Annotated in this window: 14 protein-coding genes; 3 read left to right on the top strand and 11 right to left on the bottom strand. The window is 40.7% G+C overall.

Annotated elements, in window-relative coordinates; all coding sequences use genetic code 11:
- Positions 1-29 precede the first annotated feature (29 nt).
- The 6 genes from CCS90_RS12075 to CCS90_RS12050 all read right to left on the bottom strand — a co-directional run bounded on the left by CCS90_RS12075 (position 30) and on the right by CCS90_RS12050 (position 9,087).
- Positions 30-668 carry a response regulator gene (locus CCS90_RS12075; RefSeq protein WP_099019826.1) on the bottom strand — a complete coding sequence of 213 codons (639 nt, stop codon included), beginning with the start codon at positions 666-668 and terminating at the stop codon, positions 30-32.
- Position 669: 1 nt separating this feature from the next.
- A complete protein-coding gene (locus tag CCS90_RS12070) occupies positions 670-1,386 on the bottom strand; it encodes a sensor histidine kinase (protein WP_246027031.1) in 717 nt (238 codons plus the stop codon).
- The gene (locus tag CCS90_RS12065; protein ID WP_099019824.1) at positions 1,386-4,718 is read right to left on the bottom strand and encodes a serine/threonine-protein kinase; all 3,333 of its coding nucleotides are present in this window, start codon (positions 4,716-4,718) and stop codon (positions 1,386-1,388) included. Before CCS90_RS12065 ends, CCS90_RS12070 begins: the two co-directional genes overlap by 1 nt.
- Positions 4,719-4,733: 15 nt before the next feature.
- Complete coding sequence (locus CCS90_RS12060; RefSeq protein WP_099019823.1) at positions 4,734-5,642, bottom strand: FHA domain-containing protein; 909 nt, start codon at positions 5,640-5,642, stop codon at positions 4,734-4,736.
- Positions 5,643-5,660: 18 nt separating this feature from the next.
- On the bottom strand, positions 5,661-6,479 hold the full coding sequence (locus tag CCS90_RS12055; RefSeq protein ID WP_099019822.1) for a DUF6689 family protein: 819 nt from the start codon (positions 6,477-6,479) through the stop codon (positions 5,661-5,663).
- A gap of 139 nt (positions 6,480-6,618) precedes the next feature.
- On the bottom strand, positions 6,619-9,087 hold the full coding sequence (locus CCS90_RS12050) for a S8 family peptidase (RefSeq protein ID WP_099019821.1): 2,469 nt from the start codon (positions 9,085-9,087) through the stop codon (positions 6,619-6,621).
- Between the two features lie 259 nt (positions 9,088-9,346).
- On the opposite strand from CCS90_RS12050, the gene CCS90_RS12045 reads away from it, so the two are divergent.
- From CCS90_RS12045 to CCS90_RS12035, 3 genes are read left to right on the top strand one after another with little or no spacing between them, the layout of a single operon-like run.
- A complete protein-coding gene (locus CCS90_RS12045) occupies positions 9,347-10,261 on the top strand; it encodes an aminotransferase class IV (protein WP_099019936.1) in 915 nt (304 codons plus the stop codon).
- On the top strand, positions 10,258-11,007 hold the full coding sequence (locus tag CCS90_RS12040; RefSeq protein ID WP_099019820.1) for a sulfotransferase-like domain-containing protein: 750 nt from the start codon (positions 10,258-10,260) through the stop codon (positions 11,005-11,007). Before CCS90_RS12045 ends, CCS90_RS12040 begins: the two co-directional genes overlap by 4 nt.
- Positions 11,007-11,546: an SMI1/KNR4 family protein gene (locus CCS90_RS12035; RefSeq protein ID WP_133566516.1), complete on the top strand. Its 540-nt coding sequence runs from the start codon at positions 11,007-11,009 to the stop codon at positions 11,544-11,546. The genes CCS90_RS12040 and CCS90_RS12035 overlap by 1 nt, the downstream gene beginning before the upstream one ends.
- Before the next feature lie 8 nt (positions 11,547-11,554).
- On the opposite strand, the gene metL is transcribed toward CCS90_RS12035, so the two are convergent.
- The 5 genes from metL to CCS90_RS12010 form a co-directional block, all read right to left on the bottom strand.
- A complete protein-coding gene (metL, locus tag CCS90_RS12030) occupies positions 11,555-13,951 on the bottom strand; it encodes a bifunctional aspartate kinase/homoserine dehydrogenase II (RefSeq protein WP_099019818.1) in 2,397 nt (798 codons plus the stop codon).
- The gene (gene metB, locus CCS90_RS12025; protein WP_099019817.1) at positions 13,944-15,137 is read right to left on the bottom strand and encodes a cystathionine gamma-synthase; all 1,194 of its coding nucleotides are present in this window, start codon (positions 15,135-15,137) and stop codon (positions 13,944-13,946) included. Before metB ends, metL begins: the two co-directional genes overlap by 8 nt.
- The gene (locus tag CCS90_RS12020) at positions 15,094-16,098 is read right to left on the bottom strand and encodes an alpha/beta fold hydrolase (RefSeq protein ID WP_099019816.1); all 1,005 of its coding nucleotides are present in this window, start codon (positions 16,096-16,098) and stop codon (positions 15,094-15,096) included. Before CCS90_RS12020 ends, metB begins: the two co-directional genes overlap by 44 nt.
- A 151-nt stretch (positions 16,099-16,249) precedes the next feature.
- Positions 16,250-17,191 (bottom strand): SdrD B-like domain-containing protein, encoded by a 942-nt coding sequence (locus tag CCS90_RS12015; RefSeq protein WP_099019815.1) that lies wholly within the window; start codon positions 17,189-17,191, stop codon positions 16,250-16,252.
- Complete coding sequence (locus CCS90_RS12010; RefSeq protein WP_257205621.1) at positions 17,188-17,583, bottom strand: SdrD B-like domain-containing protein; 396 nt, start codon at positions 17,581-17,583, stop codon at positions 17,188-17,190. The genes CCS90_RS12015 and CCS90_RS12010 overlap by 4 nt, the downstream gene beginning before the upstream one ends.
- Positions 17,584-17,613 lie beyond the last annotated feature (30 nt).

The following is a 17,613-nucleotide window of genomic DNA, read 5'->3' as shown; positions in this document are numbered from 1 at the left end:
TGTCTTGTCATAAATGGCACACAGCCAAACTAAATCAACAGGTTGTTTTTGGCTGCGTACTTTACCAATTCAGCGGTATTAGACACCTTCAATTTGTCTAAAATTTTACCGCGATGGTTTTCCACAGTTTTGGCACTGATATATAACATTTCAGCAATTTTTTTGGTGGTAATTCCATCAATGACTAAATGAAAAATTTGCCTTTCTCTTTTGGTCAATCCCTTGTAAGGATCATCCCAGGCTTGTTGAGGGTTGCTGTATTGCGATGCCAAAACCTGAGCAGCATATTGACTGAAATATGATTTTCCTTGTGCCAATGTTTTGACTGCGTCAATCAACTCTTCCCCTGCACTGTCTTTAAGTAAATAGCCAGACGCGCCTGCTTTAACCATGTGGATAACATACTCCTCCTCCTCATGCATGGTAAGTACCAATAATTTTGTTTCAGGGCATTTGGTATGAACTTGTTTTACCAGCTCCATTCCGTTCATCTTGGGCATCGTGATGTCCACTATGGCCACATCAGGTTTTAATTCAACGATGTCTTTAAGCGCCTTCAATCCATCAGCGGCTTCACCAACAATTTGACAATTTGCATAAGACTTCAGAAGACTCACTAAACCTTGTCTAACTATGTTGTGATCATCTGCTAAATAAACTGTAATCATTTTAATTATGACCCAAAGAAGTCAAGATAACTTTGATTTCTGTTCCCTGACCCAAGGCAGAGGTGATGATCAGTTGACCATCAAAGGAAAAGACCCGGTCCTGAATTGTGGCCATACCAAAACCGTCTTGGTCTTGATTGTCCATACCTATTCCATCATCAATTATTTTTAGAACCAGCACGTTGGCTGAAGATTTAACAATAATTTGTATGCTCTTGGCTTGGGCATGCTTCAATGCGTTAGTTAAAGATTCTTGCACCACCCTGAAAACCAAGGTTTGAATTTCAGGATCTAATTGAGCTTTGATTTCATGATCCAAACTGATCTGAACACCATTTTTTTCCGACATAATTCGAGTTAACCAACAGAGCGCAGGCACCAGCCCTAAATCATCCAATATTCTTGGCCGCATTAATCGCGACAACTCTCTGGTTTCAAGTAAAGCCTGTCTGGTTAAGTCTAAAACTGGACCCAATCCTGAGTTATTTATATCTTGTTTACAGGACTCAAGCTGATTAATAACCGCAGTTAATAATTGCCCTACACTGTCATGTAACTCTTGTGCGATATGCTTTCTCTCGTCTTCTTGAACTTTTAAAATTCGTTTGGCTAATTGCTTCATTTGTTGTTGATTGCTAACCAAATCATGTACAATTTTCTTTTGAATCTGGCTGATTGAATCAACTTCTTTTAATAACTTATTGGCATCCTCTTTCATTACAATCCCAGATAAATTCCTTGCTGTTGTTGAGTAAATTGTTGCCTTGCCGATACAGGTATTTCCTTAATGAGAACTTCCCAGCCATGCAACAAAATTTGTTGTCGTTGGTCATCTGTCAACTTACTGCCAGAATTTTGCATTTTTTTAAGCACCTCAAGATGGTAATTTCTCCAATAGATTGGAAAGTCTTTCGATAGCTTAGTTGCCTCATCCAAATAAGTTGAATAATTTTTCCGATCTTTAACCAATCCAGAATACAACACTTTCAGCTCTAAAAGTTCCAAGTAAGCGAGTTTATATAGCTTCACATTGATGGTGCTGATATAAGTCAGCAGTTGTTTGGCCTTATCAATATCAATTGACAAAAATTGACGGGTTATAAATAAGTAATTTTGAATGACTTCATATTCAGGTAATCCATGATGACTTAATAATTCATCAAGATCCAAAGTATTCAACTCGCCGGTTAATGACAACAGTAACAATTTAAATTTTTGCTGTTGTACCAAGCTCATTGAGGAGGCAGTAAATGTTTCGAGCTTAAGCAGCGTGTTTTCAGCTTGTTCAATGTCACCTATAATAAAATACCATTCTGAGAGCAAAAGACCATATTCAATTTGTCCACGCACATCATCTCTTGATTTTAAGTCTTCTAATACAGTAAGCAATTCACTGATGGCGTGTCTAAAATTACCTTGTAAAAATGAAATTTTTGCCAGATTGGCCTTCGCAACAAATTGTTCTTCTTTGACTTTTAAGTTAAGCGCTTCATGCAATGAACTTTCAAAAGACTGAAATGCTTCGTTAAGGGAACCTTTCCTTAATTGTAATTGGGCCATATTTTGATTCACTTGTAGCAGACCAACCATATCACCAATTTCTGTATATATTTTTTCCGCTTGCTGCCAATAAATCACTGCATGATCTAATTGCGTCATTAAAAAAAATATAAATCCAACATTATTCATACTCTCAGCTTGCAACCATTTTTCATCCAAGTTAAGCCTTAAATTTAAGGCGTTTTGGTAATGTGTCAAAGCCTCTTTATACAGCCCTTGCTCCTCTGCCAGTACACCGAGCTTATTTATCATGATAGACGTATCAAGGTCATTGCCCGAATCATCCAACATGGCCACTCCCTGTTGCAGCAAGGCTTCAGCTTTGGCATATTCCCCTTTGACAGCATACAGGGCCGCTAAATTTGACATACTAGTTACTGCGCCTTTAACATCATCAATCTTTAATCTGATTTCCAAACCATTGTTGTAGTTATCAATGGCCAAATCAATTTCACCCAAGCGTTGATAAGCAACTCCAAAAGCATTGTAAATCAATCCCTTATATCTGGCATCATTGAGTTTATTGGCACTCACCAAAGACCGTACCAAATAATCATCTATGGCTTTTTGAATGTCACCTATTCGAATGGATATTTTAGACAACTCATATAATCCAGCCACATGATTTGGTGCCAACTCAAGTAATTGCTTCAATTTATTTTGTGCTGATTCATAGTCTTCATTTCTGATATAAAATTGCGCTACTTCAAACAGCAAGCTTTCATCTCGCGACTTTTGTAACAAGACAGATTGATAAATTTTTTCGGCTTCTTCTGGATTTCCGTTTAAATCGTTGAGCCTTGCTCTGAATAAATTATGGTAGTATTGTCCAGGCTGGGTAATTGTTATCACCTGAGTCAAAACCTCTTCGGCTTTGTTAAACTGTCCATTATCTAGGTAGAATTGATACAAATGATCCCAACTTGGCACATAACCCGATTGGTTTGAGAGCAACGCTAATAATGCAGACTCTATGGCTTCATTGTTGCCCTCAGCTCTGAGTACTTTAATTTTTGCCAGTAAATTCAAATCTTTTTGGGTTAATACATATTCAGATTCTTGGTTCTCCTTAATCTCAAACATTTCAAGTAACTTTTCAGATGTGCCAACCAAGCTTTCATATACTTCAGCATCCGAGATGACAGCATCAATCAGGTTTTGATTTAACAGTTGAGACCCAACAATATGAACCAAATCAACATTGAGTAATATTTGATTTTGACCCGCCCCAGCGTACTTACCTTTGACCAAATATTCAGCTTTAAGTAATTCGCTTAACACTTGCTGCTGTTTCTGATTCAAAGGTTGTTTGAAGCCAAGCGATTGAATGACTTCGTTAATTCTATCAACTGGAACCAACCGTATCGTAGGTTGTAAACTCAATTGGTTACTTAAAATTTCAGGTGCCACTCTGTTCACCCAGGAGAATTGTCCATCACCTGAGTCAGACCCAGAAAAGGGCAACAAAATGATAGACTGATAACTGCTGCTGTCAGGCAGCAAGTTTTCATCCACAGCATCCCCTTTGAATACAATCCAAATCAATGTAGCGCAGAACATCAAGACCGTTGCCAGAATGAGTATCCAAAAAGTTGTTTTGGATTTATGACCATTTTCAGGCAATAAACAGGCATGGCTTATTTCAGTACTGTCCAACAGCTCTGTTCTTGGTCTTGCCAATGGTGTGGTTAATTGTAAAACCACCTGCTTGAAAGCCTTTAATGATTTATCAGTGCACGGGAATTTTTTAATTGGCTGTTGCTTTTCAACAATCAAAGTTGCCATATCTGAAGCTTTGTACGGCAGTTTTCGACAACACATTTCGTAAATAATAAGGCCCACTGAATAAAAGTCTGTGCTGTTATTAATCACATTGTCCTGCAAGTACTCAGGCGCACAATAAAAGGGCGTCCCACCAAATGATTTGACTGCAGAGGACTCAGTAAAAACAGCCATACCAAAGTCGAGTATGTACAATCGCCCTTGTCCATCTATCAGTATATTTTCTGGCTTCAAGTCACGGTGACATACTTCATGCATCTGGGCATAATCCAGTGCATCCATTATTTGTTCACTGTATTGTTTAACTTGTGTAAAAGAAATGGAGCCTTGCTCGATTTTTTCAGACAACAGCTCACCGTCAATCCAGTCCATGGTAATAAAGCAATGAGACGACTCTTGATAATACTCATACACACGTAAGATATTTTGATGTGACAATTGTCGTAGAATCAGTATTTCATTTTTAAATTGATTAAGTGCAGCTTCATCACTGATAAACTTGTTGTGTAATAATTTGATAGCCACTGAAGCATTCAAATGCAAATCTGTGGCTTTATACACTTGCCCAAACCCACCTTCGCCAATTTGTGCTTCAATCAGAAACCGTCCAATTAAGGTGGTGCCTATTTTTAGCATTTTGCCTGTGGGTTCAATTATTTGAGTTTGACCGTCGCCAATATTGATTGATTTATCAGAGTCGGCGGCCATTTATATTCTCTGGGATCACCTAACCAAAGATAAGATGGGTTTATTGATGACTGAAGATTCCGAATGATTTTGTGAAATTTGCATTACCAAATCACTCAATTGACTTTCTAGGTTAATGACTTGAAGATTGAGTAACACTTGTTCATTTATGGTGTTAAGTATTTCCAAGTCCAATTCAGACAATATCTTTGACGACATTTTACTGTCTAAATATATCAACCCAATAATCCGTTGATTGGTTTTCTCAATGATAGGCAAACAACACAAAGCAGCTATATTTTTCTGCTGTATACTGCTTCTTTTACAAAACATAGTATCTTTCCTGGTGTCCATCGCTATGACGTTTTCACCAGAATTAAAGCATGCTTGAATGGCCCCAATACTGCCTTCAAACTCTTCAACAGTAAAATCCTGAAAGCGAATACCTTTGGCTGAGCAGACCACCAATTCATCCATTGACTGGCCCAATAAAATCATGCCTCTTTGTAGTCCAGTTAATGACAACATAGAAAACAACCTTTGCTCCATACCCTGAGCCAGACAGTCACTGTGATTTTGCGATGAGCTGAAAGATTTTGCTTGTGACAAACGCCACTGATTGTGGTTTTCAATCGCTAACCTTTGGACATCACTTTGTACTTCAAACAAACACTCAATCTCACCAATTGTGATCAGCTCATTGCCAAGCAATTCAAAATTTGAAATAAAGTCACCGTTGATTTGAATGCCGTTACTGCTGGAAGAATCTCTTAATCTCCACGGATTATCATCATGACTGAGTAAAGCGTGTACTTTAGAAACGGTGGGATGATGGAGTATCACATCACACTGGTTATCTCGTCCAATACTGTACTGCCCTCGTTCTTTCAGAACTGCTTCTACTGCAGGTCTGTCTTTGAAACAAGCTGTAATGATTGCGGGCATGTGACTCTTCTGTCCCCCTTAATCAATCAGTCGAACACTGAATTTCAAAGTTTTTGCATGAGCTATCAGCTCACCTGCCACATTATCAATGTCTTTGCTCGCACGCCAAACGTTAGGAATGCCTGTGCCAGCATATTGCGAAACCAAGTATGAAAACTCGGTGATTTTTATATCCGCAGCTGCATAATTTGCCTGGTTAATGTCCGCAGCTATGTCCATTGATTTATTGTTTAACTGTAGAAAAACAGCAGGCTCAATAACATTTTGCCAGCCAGCCAATTCACTTTGCAGCTGATTCAGTTTTTCAGTACTGATTTGACTCGCTGCTCGGTTATCTGCCACGATGATAAACTGTGAAAAAGTACCTGTAGTACTTCTGGCGCGATAACTGCCTGATGAAGTGGTATCGGTGATGTCTCTGAATGTACCACCCAATGGTGCTTTGAATAAGCGCAGCGGAGTATTCTCTGTATATGCTAAGTTGTGGGTGTGAATATCAATGGTCACCAATCCTTCAAAGCTGAGCCCACTGTCATAAGCAGGTTCAACAGTGATCATCATAGGGAATGCCACAGGAATGGAGGTTAAAATACCTGATGGCAAGCGATTGAGTACATTGATGTCATTCAAGTCAATCAGGTCAACAGCAAGACCCAAGTTTTCTTCTGTAAGCCCAACCACATTCTCAAAAGTTATTGTAAAATCAGCAGCAATGCCACCTGGCAATGAAACAAGCAACTCTGCTGAATTACCATTAATGTTGGTTGATATAGACTGGGCATTAACTTGCAGCAACAACAGGGTTAAAGACACAAACAATCCAAACTTATATCTCATCATTACGCACCTCTTATCTGGTCAAAGTTATAGTAGTTACTATCCATATTAACTGACTTATGTTTTGGTTTCAATTGAATTGCTCAATGAACAAGAAAAGGGCTGTATTAATACAGCCCCATTCATCTTTTACATGCAATTATCTGTAATAATTTTCAAACATTCTGCCTATGGCTACAGCATACTCTCCTCTTTTTATCATTTCATTTGGTTTCAAATAAGCGACCAAAGTAGGCTGTAAGTCATAAGGCCCTTGTTCAATGGCAAATTGCACATTCAACAAACTCAGGTTCAAAGCCACTTGCATATGAGCCAAATATTCGGCTGATACCAGATCACTGTCTCTGACAGGGACTTCCTGACCATTGTATTCAACCTTCAAGCTATCGGTGCCAGCAAACAACGCAGCGTCTGACTCCAGTCCTAAGGATTGCACCATAGAGTAACCCAACTCTTCTCTTGAAACTTTATCATTGGGTTTAAATGCGCCGGTTTTAGCCAACATAATAGGTGCTTGTTGATGCTCTGGATCTTTAAGTGCTGAACCCGTTTGAGTCACTGCATTGATGAATGCCGCATCCGTTGAGCTGACATCGCTGTATACTGTCATGGCACTGTTCAGCAAATCTCTTTGTTGACGAACTGCTGCACCCATGACCAAGTATTTTGCCAAATGTTTTCTTTTTAACTTTCTATCTGGATAGAAGTTTGAATCATTCAGACTATCGACCAATCTATTTGCCACAGCAAATGTAATGGCATTTTCGGCAGGGTGTCCTGCAATGTCATTTAATCCTTCATAACCACCGTTACCAAATATTTCAATTTCACCGGAAATAAATTCTGGCACACCTGGTCCATTGGTTACGCCTGTTGGATCTGCTTGAACACCTGACAATGAAGTTAAACCAAAAACCGACAGTTTCCAAGTACCCACTTGCGCTGGCGCTGAAACTTTAGTTGACCATGATAATACCGGCAAGGTTAAGTTGCCCAAATATTCGGTTCCATCCGGTGCTTCTAATTTCAACTTTACAGTGTTGGCTAAAGGTTCAGCTGAGGCAGAAACAAAGGCCGCATCTTCATCGACTTCAAATTCATAAACTTCGGGTTCACCCACCGGAGAATAAAATACTTCAAAGGCCTCAGATCCATTAGGTGGAATAATCAAAGCATTGGCATTAAACTCATTGAGGTTATTAACTGTTTTTGCATAGTCGGTGTTGTAATCCAATGCACCAGCAACAGCAGCTTTGGCATTCACATAACCGCCGCCCACTTCCCATTTTTCATAACCAGGAATGTTGGTCGCTGTTTCTTGCAAGATGGTTTTAACTTCTAAGGGGGATAAATCAGGGTTGGCTTCCAACATCAATGCAATGATGCCTGCCACATGAGGCGTGGCCATTGAAGTTCCAGATATCATGGTGTAATAAGGCAGGTATTCAGTTTCAATCGCATCAATGTCCGCATCGCCACCATTGGAAGCTATGTTGGTTTTTGCCCTGGTAGATATGATGTCTTGCCCTGGAGCCACAATACTCACTTCATTGTGGTAAGTCCATTCAGTACCATCAGGCATACTGAAATCACCCGACTCAAATCGTTTGCCACGAGAAGAAAAATCAACCAAGGTACCATGTTTGGTACCTGCGCCAACAGACATTCCCCATGGAATTTGAGCGTAGGGGTTATGGGTGTCTTCACCTGGGCCATCATTGCCAGCGGCAAACACAGAAATCATGCCTAATTTATAGGCTTTGTATGAGGCCACAGAAATGGGACCGTCTGGCTCATATTGACCACTTGAACCCCATGAATTACTCATCACACGAATCGGTGAATTAAAATCCCAAATATGGGTGATGGCATAATCATAACCGCCCAAAGCATCTAAAATTGATAAACCCGCACCTGAACCATAGCCAATCAGATCCGCTCCGGTTGCAACACCTGCGTATTTACCATCCGAATGAGCGCCTGTACCACCCACTGTTCCAGCACAATGAGTTCCATGACCCACATTCAAATCACTGTTCAACTGACCTTCTATCCACATACCAGGAAACGGTGTTAATGACAGCACACTGGCATGGGTAATGCCTTGTACATTTTCAACCACTTTATCGCCAAATGCCAAATCATCCAAAGTGGCATCTATGCCTGAATCATTAACGATGACGGTAACACCTTCACCAGTAAATCTAATGCCATTTTCTTGGTAAAACTCATCATTTTGGATTTCGTCAACACTGGTTACTTTTCTTGACTCATCATTAAAGTATTCCAGCTCTCTGTTTAAGAAAACGGATTTCACTTCACTCATGGCCGCAATTTCATTAATCTGCGATGGGTTTGCCAACACGCCAATACTTGGCAAAGATTGGAACTGAACACCTTCAGTAATACCCAAGTTCATTAAACTTTGTACTTGGTTAGAATCAACTGAGTCTAACTGGTTATATGTAACCACTACCATGGTGTTTTCTAAAGCCCCCAAGGTATTTAACCTTGCTTCTAATTGAGTACCGATAACTGCAGCATTTGCATTTAAAGTATACCCAGCCAAAGATGCCATCACAGCACTTTTAAGTAGATAATTTTTCATTGGTTTTCTCCGCTCTAAAGATTGAAATAAATTGAGTACCCTATCTTCGAGTTTTGCATTACTAATGACCATCAGGAAAGGCCTTTATAATAAGCCAGGGAAAACCCCTATTTTTAAATACATGTGACCGGTGAAAACAAGTCCCTTAATTCATTTAAAGACAGACAACTTTTTACTAACCGCTGTTGATTAAATGATTCAAAACAGCTTTTATTTTCTGTTACTATCAAGTTTTGGCCAATTATTCAGGAAGTTATTTATGAGCAAAGGCACACACGAATACATAGAAGATGTACGCAATCGTTCGATTTTAATCAACGTCAATGGCCTGTTGTTGCCTCGTGAAAAAGCCGTAGTTTCGGTTTTCGACAGTGGCTTTATTCTTGGTGACGGTGTATGGGAGGGCTTGCGTCTACACCACGGCGTGGTGGTATTTCTCAAAGACCACTTAAGGCGATTATATCAAGGAGCCAAATCATTGGATTTAGACATTGGCCTGAGCCCTACAGAAATGACTGATCGAATAATGGCAACGCTTAAAGCCAATGACATGCATGACGGTGTACACATCAGGTTGATGGTCACCCGTGGTGAAAAAATCACCCCATACCAAGATCCCAGATGCACCATTCCTGGCAGTACCATAGTCATCATTGCTGAATACAAAAACCCATCACCTCGTAAAATTGCAGGCGGCATAAAACTGTTCACCACTCATGTCAGGCGTGGCTATCCCGATGTGCAAGACCAGAAGATGAATTCGCACTCAAAAATCAATTGCATCCAGGGCTGTATTCAAGCCGCCAAAGCCGGTGCTGATGAAGCCTTGATGCTGGACCCGCATGGTTTTGTTGCTACTTGTAATTCAACCCATTTCTTCATCGTCACACAAGGCGAGGTATGGACCTCAACCGGCGATTATTGTTTGGGTGGTATCACCCGTTCGAAAATTATCCAGCTGTGTGAGACCAATGACATTCCAGTCAAACAAAAGAACTTTTCATTGTTTGATGTTTACGGCGCTGATGAAGCTTTTGTTACGGGTACCTTTGCAGGCATCACACCGGTCAATGAAGTCGATGGTCGCTTGATTGGTGATGGGCAAACCCGCGATATGATCAAAAAACTGCAAGACCTGTACCTGGACTTGATCAAAAGCGAGGCACCGGCATGAAACCAGATCAATTGATCCGCATTGCCATGTGGTCTGGGCCACGCAACATTTCAACAGCGATGATGCGAGCTTGGGAAAATCGGCAAGACACCGTGGTGGTTGATGAACCCTTATATGGACCCTATCTTGCAACAACCGGAAAAAAACACGCGGCTTATGAAGCCATCAGACTGGTCCAAGGCAATGATTGGCGCCCAATCGTCAAAAACTTGACCGAAAAAATGCCTGAAGATGCCACCGAGTTGACCCATATTTACTACCAAAAACACATGAGCCACCATTTAACCGATGATCTTGAACTTGACTTTGTTGATCATTTACGCAATGGCTTTTTAATTCGTCACCCCAATGATGTACTGGCCTCATATTTGCGCAAACACCACCGTGCCACCCCAGCGGATCTGGGCTTTCCACAACAGGTTAAATTATTCAATTGGATCAAACAACGCACTGGTAAAACACCACCCATCTTGGAATCCAAAGACATCCTGATGGATCCGAAAGGAATGCTAATCAAGCTATGTACAGCCTTAGAAGTGCCTTTTGATACCGCCATGCTCTCCTGGCCCAAAGGGTACCGTGATTCGGACGGTATTTGGGCAGAACACTGGTACAACCGGGTGATTGAATCCACTGGGTTTTCTGAGTACAAACCCAAAGAGAATAAGCTGAGCCTAGAGGAACAGCGCATTGCTGATGAATGTTTGCCCTACTTTGAAACTTTGGCAGAACATAAAATTTCATGATGAAAGGTTTAGAAAAAATAAACAAAGTTATTTCATACGTGCTCAATCTAAACAATGAAACTCAATTAGGAGCTGAAACCGATATTGATAGCATCAATGCATTTTTTAGTAATTTGAACTTAACCCAGCCGGAAGTTATTACTCAAATATATCTCCAATTTAATGGTATTGATAATTTGAATGCTTTTTTCCATCTAAATAGTTTAGAAAGAATAAATCTAATTTATCGAATTAATTTAAATTTAAAGCAAGATTTTCCAAACTTTCCATGGGAGAAAAGTATGGTTCCCATTTTGGACATTAACTCAGACATTCAAATCTGTATTGACTTTAATGATCATTCGATGTGGGCGATTGATTTAGAAGGTAGCACAGTAACAAAAATTGCTAATCACTTTGATAACTACCTTGATGGTTTACTTTTTTCATTCGAAAGTCAAATCATAAAATATAACCAAACATATGGATGCTTTGAAGTTGATGAACTAAGTTGGCAAAATATGTTAATCAAGTTCGACTTAAAACTCATTGGCTGGTAATTTCAATTTTATAACCTCAAAACCTCAATCAAATCATTCAACACCCCTGCTGCGGTGACTTCACGTCCAGCACCGGGCCCTTGAATCACCAATGGATTATCGCGGTACCAGTCTGATTCAATGATGAATATATTATCTCCTGGCTTCAGTCCTGCTGCTGGATGACCAAGCTCAACAGCCACCAGCTCCACCTTCAACTCATCGGCGCTGACTGAGGCCAAATAACGTAATTGTTGGCCTTGTAGACTGGCTTTGTGCCACATCGTTTTGATGTAACTGTTAATAGTTACTTCGTTTTGCCAAAAATCATCAATCGATCCTGACAACAATTCCTTGGATAGAACCGGTTTGAAATTTATTTTTGTCGGTTCAAAACCCAGCTCTTGGGCCAAAATAATTGCCTTCCTGTAAACATCTTGACCGGACAAGTCTGCTCTGGGATCGGGCTCTGTGAAACCATTTTCTTGGGCTTGTTTGACCCAATGCATAAAATCAGTTTGACCATCATATTGACCGAACAACCAAGACAATGAGCCCGAGAACACCCCGGTTACAGACCGAATTTGATCACCACTTTGTTTCAGCCTTTTGATTGATTTCTGAATAGGTAAAGCAGCACCTGCTGTGGTATTTTTAAGCCATTGACGTTGATTCTTTTTCAGCACATGTTCGATGGATTGTGCATAACTTGGGTTAGCAGCAGCCACTTTATTGGCTGAAATCAAATGCCAACCATTTTGCGCAAATCCCAAATACTGCTTGGCCACCCACTCACTGGCCGTTAAATCTATGATTATCAAAGGTTGTCCTGCATAGGACTGTATCGCTTGCAACACAGCTCCATTTTTATTAGATTGGTTCAATTCAATGGTTTGATCTAACAATCCGCGTTGGTTGAACTGGAAAGATTGACTGTTGGCCACCGCCACCACCAACAAAGATTGCTTGATGGCTTTTTCTGTCTTCGTTTTATTTGCTTTAAGAATTTTAACTAGTTGCTGGCCAATGTTGCCATAACCCAATATGACAATCGGTGTTGAGGGCTCTAAACCAAAAAACGTTTGATGCAAGTCATCAAGCAATTGTACAGCTGGTCCATCACTCAGGAATATACTCAAAGTGTGGTCATTGGCGGGGTAATGAATTTGATGAATTTTAAATTTGGCAGAACGGTTCAATAGCTTGCTGATCACAAAATGGTTTTGCCTGATGTTACACCCAACTGCACTGACCATACTGACATTTGTCAATTGTGTGTTCAAGGCCAAGTCCTCTTCTGCCATCAGTTTCGTGGTTTTAAATAAATCCCGGCTTTCCACATAAAAACTCAAGGTGTTTTCAGTTTTGTCAAAATGATTGGCATAGTTATTAACTTGAGCTGCAGTGAGTTGAGTTTGGAGTTGACGCGCTTTGAGTTCTTTAATATGGCTGATTGAAAGGTATACCAAATGTTGTTTGTGCGCCAAAGTTTTAATCTTTCCAGCTGAATGGCTGGTAGCCGTTTTGGGTTGACTCACAGCCAAGTGGTCAACAACAGTCCCAACTGATGTGGATGAACACGAATTTATCACTAACTTTGTGGCTTGTTGCAAAATCGGCGTGATGGTTTTTTGATGCAATACATTGGAACCTAATTCAGACAACGCTTGGGCTTCGCCGATGGTTAAATGGTCTATGCAACGAGCCGATTGAACCACCTTGGGATCTGCACTGTAAACCCCATCAACATCAGTCCATAAATAGACAGTTTCTGACTGAACCAATTCGGCAATCAATGTGGCCGTGTAGTCACTGCCATTTCTGCCCAGTGTGATGCTGTTACCCTGTAGATCTCTGGCGATGTATCCAGTTACCACATTAATCAATAGGCCGCCAAGTTCATGACTGCATTGTTCAGCAGTCTCTAACAGCAAACTTCTGACTGCGGTTTTATTGACCAAATCATTTTGCTCGTCCAAAACTAAAAATTCCCTGGCATCAAGCCAGTTGTTGGAAAGGTCAAGTTCATTCAATTTTGCTGACAACAATTGAGCTGACCACAATTCACCTAAAGCCAAAATCTCATCTTGATGGCTACTTGCTTGCTGTACATCATCAATCAACTGGTTCAATTCACGCTCTACTTTTGCCATCAATAAATCAGGTTGCTTGAGAACTGACCCAATCAATTGTTTCAGGTATGTATTCAAATCATGCCAAGCCTGCTTTTTACCATGAATAAATGCCAGTAAATAATCGGTGACTTGACCATTGGCAGAAACCACCACAAAATCGCCTTTTTTAACTTTGCTTTGGATCTTTTCAATCACTTTTAATATGTGTGACGAATCTTGTAAACTCGTCCCACCAAATTTATGGACATCAGGTGAATGACTGTATTTTTGGTTCACTTGTAAATCAGCCATGTGACCGGTCCTTTATCACTGATTTCTTAATTGGCCTGATCTGACAACGGTTCAAACCATATTCCAAATCGGCAATCAAATCATCCACTTGTTCAATGCCCACGGACAGGCGTATTAAATTGGCTTTGATGCCAGCCTTGGCTTGTGCTTCTGCTGCCATGGCAGCATGTGTCATGGTGGCAGGATGACAGACCAATGACTCAACGCCACCCAGTGATTCTGCCAAAGTAAAGTACTTCAGGTTATTGACCAAGGACTTGACTTCATCAAAACCTCCTTTGATTTCAAAGGAGAGCATGGCTCCATAATGTTGTTGCTGTTTCTTGGCTATTGCGTGACCGGGATGATTGTTCAAACCAGGATAATGGATTTTTTCTATCGCGGGGTGTTTTTGTAAAAATGCCAATATTTGTTCTGTATTTGCCAGATGTTGTTTCATCCTCACATGTAAAGTACGCAAACCGCGTATGGTCAACAAACTGTCAAAAGGAGAAGCTGTAATTCCAATACAATTGGCCCACCAGGTAATTTGTTCAGTCAATTCAGCGGTTTTTGCCAACACCGCACCACCCACCACATCACTGTGACCATTGATGTATTTGGTGGTTGAATGCACCACCAAATCAGCGCCCAAAGTGATTGGTTGCTGCAGGGCTGGTGATAAAAAGGTGTTATCCACCACTTTCAATACTTCCGGCCCTGCCAATTCGCACAAAGCATGGACATCAACCACTCGTAACAATGGATTGCTGGGTGTTTCTATCCACAGCAATGCTGGTTTCTTTTTCAGTGACCGTTGAATGTCTGATAGATTTGATTGATCCACAAACTCAACCTGCAACAAGCCTTTTTCATGAAAGGTGGATAACAACCTAAATGTGCCTCCATAACAATCATGCGGCGCGATCACCAAAGCTTCTTTAGGCAACAATTGCATTACCAACAGTACCGCAGACATACCTGTTGAAGTCACCACGCCCCCCGCAGCTTGCTCTAATTCTGCCAGGGCCTCAGCCAAGATGTCTCGGGTTGGGTTGCCCGACCTTGAGTAGTCATATTTCCTGGGTTGATTTAAATCAGCAAAGGCATAATTGCTCGATAAATACAAAGGAGGGGTTACGGCACCGTGTTGTTGGTCACAATCAATTCCGGCTCGCACTGCGGCTGTTTCGTTGAATATTGTCATGTTTGTACTCTCTAAAAAATGTCTGGAAAATGGCATCGATTTGTTCGGCTTCCAACAGAAAGCCATCGTGTCCATGGATCGAATCTATGAAATGTGTTTGACAAGCACTTGTAAATTTTTTACTCATTTTTTGAATATAATCTACAGGGACCATCTGATCCGATGTCACGCCTATCAGTAAAGTGTCTGCTTCTATGGTACTTACATCAACCTGATGAAAATCGATCGATTGGGACAATTGGCAATACCTTGAAGATGAAAATTTTTCAGCAAAACGATCACCCTGATATGTTAAGTATGAAGTCACCGCAGTAAGCGTCAGTCCAGGTGACCTGTTTTGGAACCGTTGTTCCCATTCCTCCTCTCCTCGGTAACCAACCATGGCCAATGCTCGTGCCAATGAAATAAAACTTTTGTGCTCGTTTGAATCATGGGCAAATTGTTCACCCAAAGCCATGATCTGTCGCTGTATCTGACGCAAGGCTTGGCTTTTAACAGAATTCTTATCTGCGGCTGCTATACAAATCAAACGATCAAGAGAATGTGGATAATTAGCCGCGAATGCCAAAGAAACCATGCCACCATAAGATGAACCAATAACAGCATGGAATTGAGGTAATGAACATGCTTCTTTAATCCTTTGTAACAAGTAAGCTTGGTCTGTGGTAGTGATCACTGGTGGATTGGTGACTCGATCAGCAAAACAAAAATATTCAAATGTCAGGTATTGGTAATCTTTGTAATTTAAATGTTTGTTGCTTTGAATGACTTGGTTCCACCAACCAACCTGATGGCCGCAGTCCAATGCCCAACGATTGGCTGAAATCCCTCCCATGATAACCAACAAAGGTTTGTTTGCATCGCCCCACAGGCAACACTCAACTGCCAAGTCACCCGACGCTTCACCACAGGACAAAGTGAATGACTTAATGGATATGGTTTTGTTGATTACTTCAATCACTGCAGTATATAGCCGTCTAAATGGCTATATACTAGTTGTAAATTTTAAGAAGTCAAGACGTTTAGCCGTCTATATTACTTATTGATATAACAAAAAAAACCATTGATTTCACAATCAATGGCTTCAAGACTTACTTTTGCCTAAGTGACAACTATGACAAAAGTTTTCGCCTTCTCGAATACAATCCCACTCCACCTAAAATGGCCAGTAATATCAATAAGGCTAAATTTGAATTGAGCGGTACTGGAATTGGTTCTGCTGGAGGAATTACACCAAATTCAACTGGCGGTGCATCTGGATTATCAGTATCTAACATTACTGTTTCAGAATCAGGCGTAATTGGGATGTTACATTCTCCCAAAGCTGGGTCGTTAGAATCAAAATCCATAACGTAACATACTTCAGGGTTGGGTGGTGCTGGCGACAATGCCACCGGCAAATTCCCAAATAAGAAATCCCCAGCCAAACCTGTATTTTGAGAGTCAATCAATTGAAGTCCATTACCATCACAAGTCATGTCACGGTACAAACTAATCAAAACACCTGATATTTCTTCACCAGCATCATTTACCCCATTCTGAGGATTGTCATCACAAAATATTTGTCCAGATACCGAGCCAATAGGCGCATAAACACCTAAATCAATGGTTGGATCGACAGCCGTCAGATTGATGTTTTGTACTTGGCCTGTTACCGGATCACCATCAGAATCCACTGAATCGTCACCTGATACATTTTGATCCGTGATGACAAAGTCGACTGGTAAATCCATAAATTCGACGCAATAACTTCCAGCATCTAAATCAGGAAAGTAATAATAACCATCTGTAGCAGGCACTCCACCATTGGCAGTAATTTCAGAATCAAGCACAGGGGCAGTACAAGTCGCGTTGTCATACAAGTTTACAGTTACCCCATTAACTCCTGGCTCTCCTGCATCTTGTAGGCCATTTTGATTGTTGTCATACCAAACATAATCTCCAAGTGCTAATAAATCATCAAAACCAAAATCATTGTTCGGATTGTCTGGGTTACTGGTATCCAAATCTGGACCTAAAGTTTCTGGAGTAATTGCAGTATCGCAAGCATTCAAANCAAATCACTGAACTCAACACAATAACTACCTGGGAACAATGGTCCAAAATTGTAATAACCATCAGCAGCAGGTAGTCCACCATTGAGCGTGGTGGTGGTCATAAAAATGGGCGCGGTACAGGTGGCGTTGTCATATAAGTTGACCGTCACACCATTAACACCAGGTTCACCGCCATCTTGGATACCATCTTGATTGGTGTCAAACCAGACATAATCACCCAACTGTAAGATCTCTTCAAAACCAAAATCATTGTTCGGATTGTCTGGGTTACTGGTATCCAAATCTGGACCTAAAGTTTCTGGAGTAATTGCAGTATCGCAAGCATTCAAATCAGTGTCATTGACATCAACTTCTGTGATGTAACACAAGGCATTACCGACTGGACCCACAGGTAAATTACTGAACAAGTAAGCACCAGA

Origin of the sequence: Marinicella litoralis, assembly GCF_002591915.1 — a bacterium.
GTDB classification, from domain to species: Bacteria; Pseudomonadota; Gammaproteobacteria; order Xanthomonadales; family Marinicellaceae; genus Marinicella; species Marinicella litoralis.
This window is presented reverse-complemented; position numbering and strand designations above follow the sequence as displayed.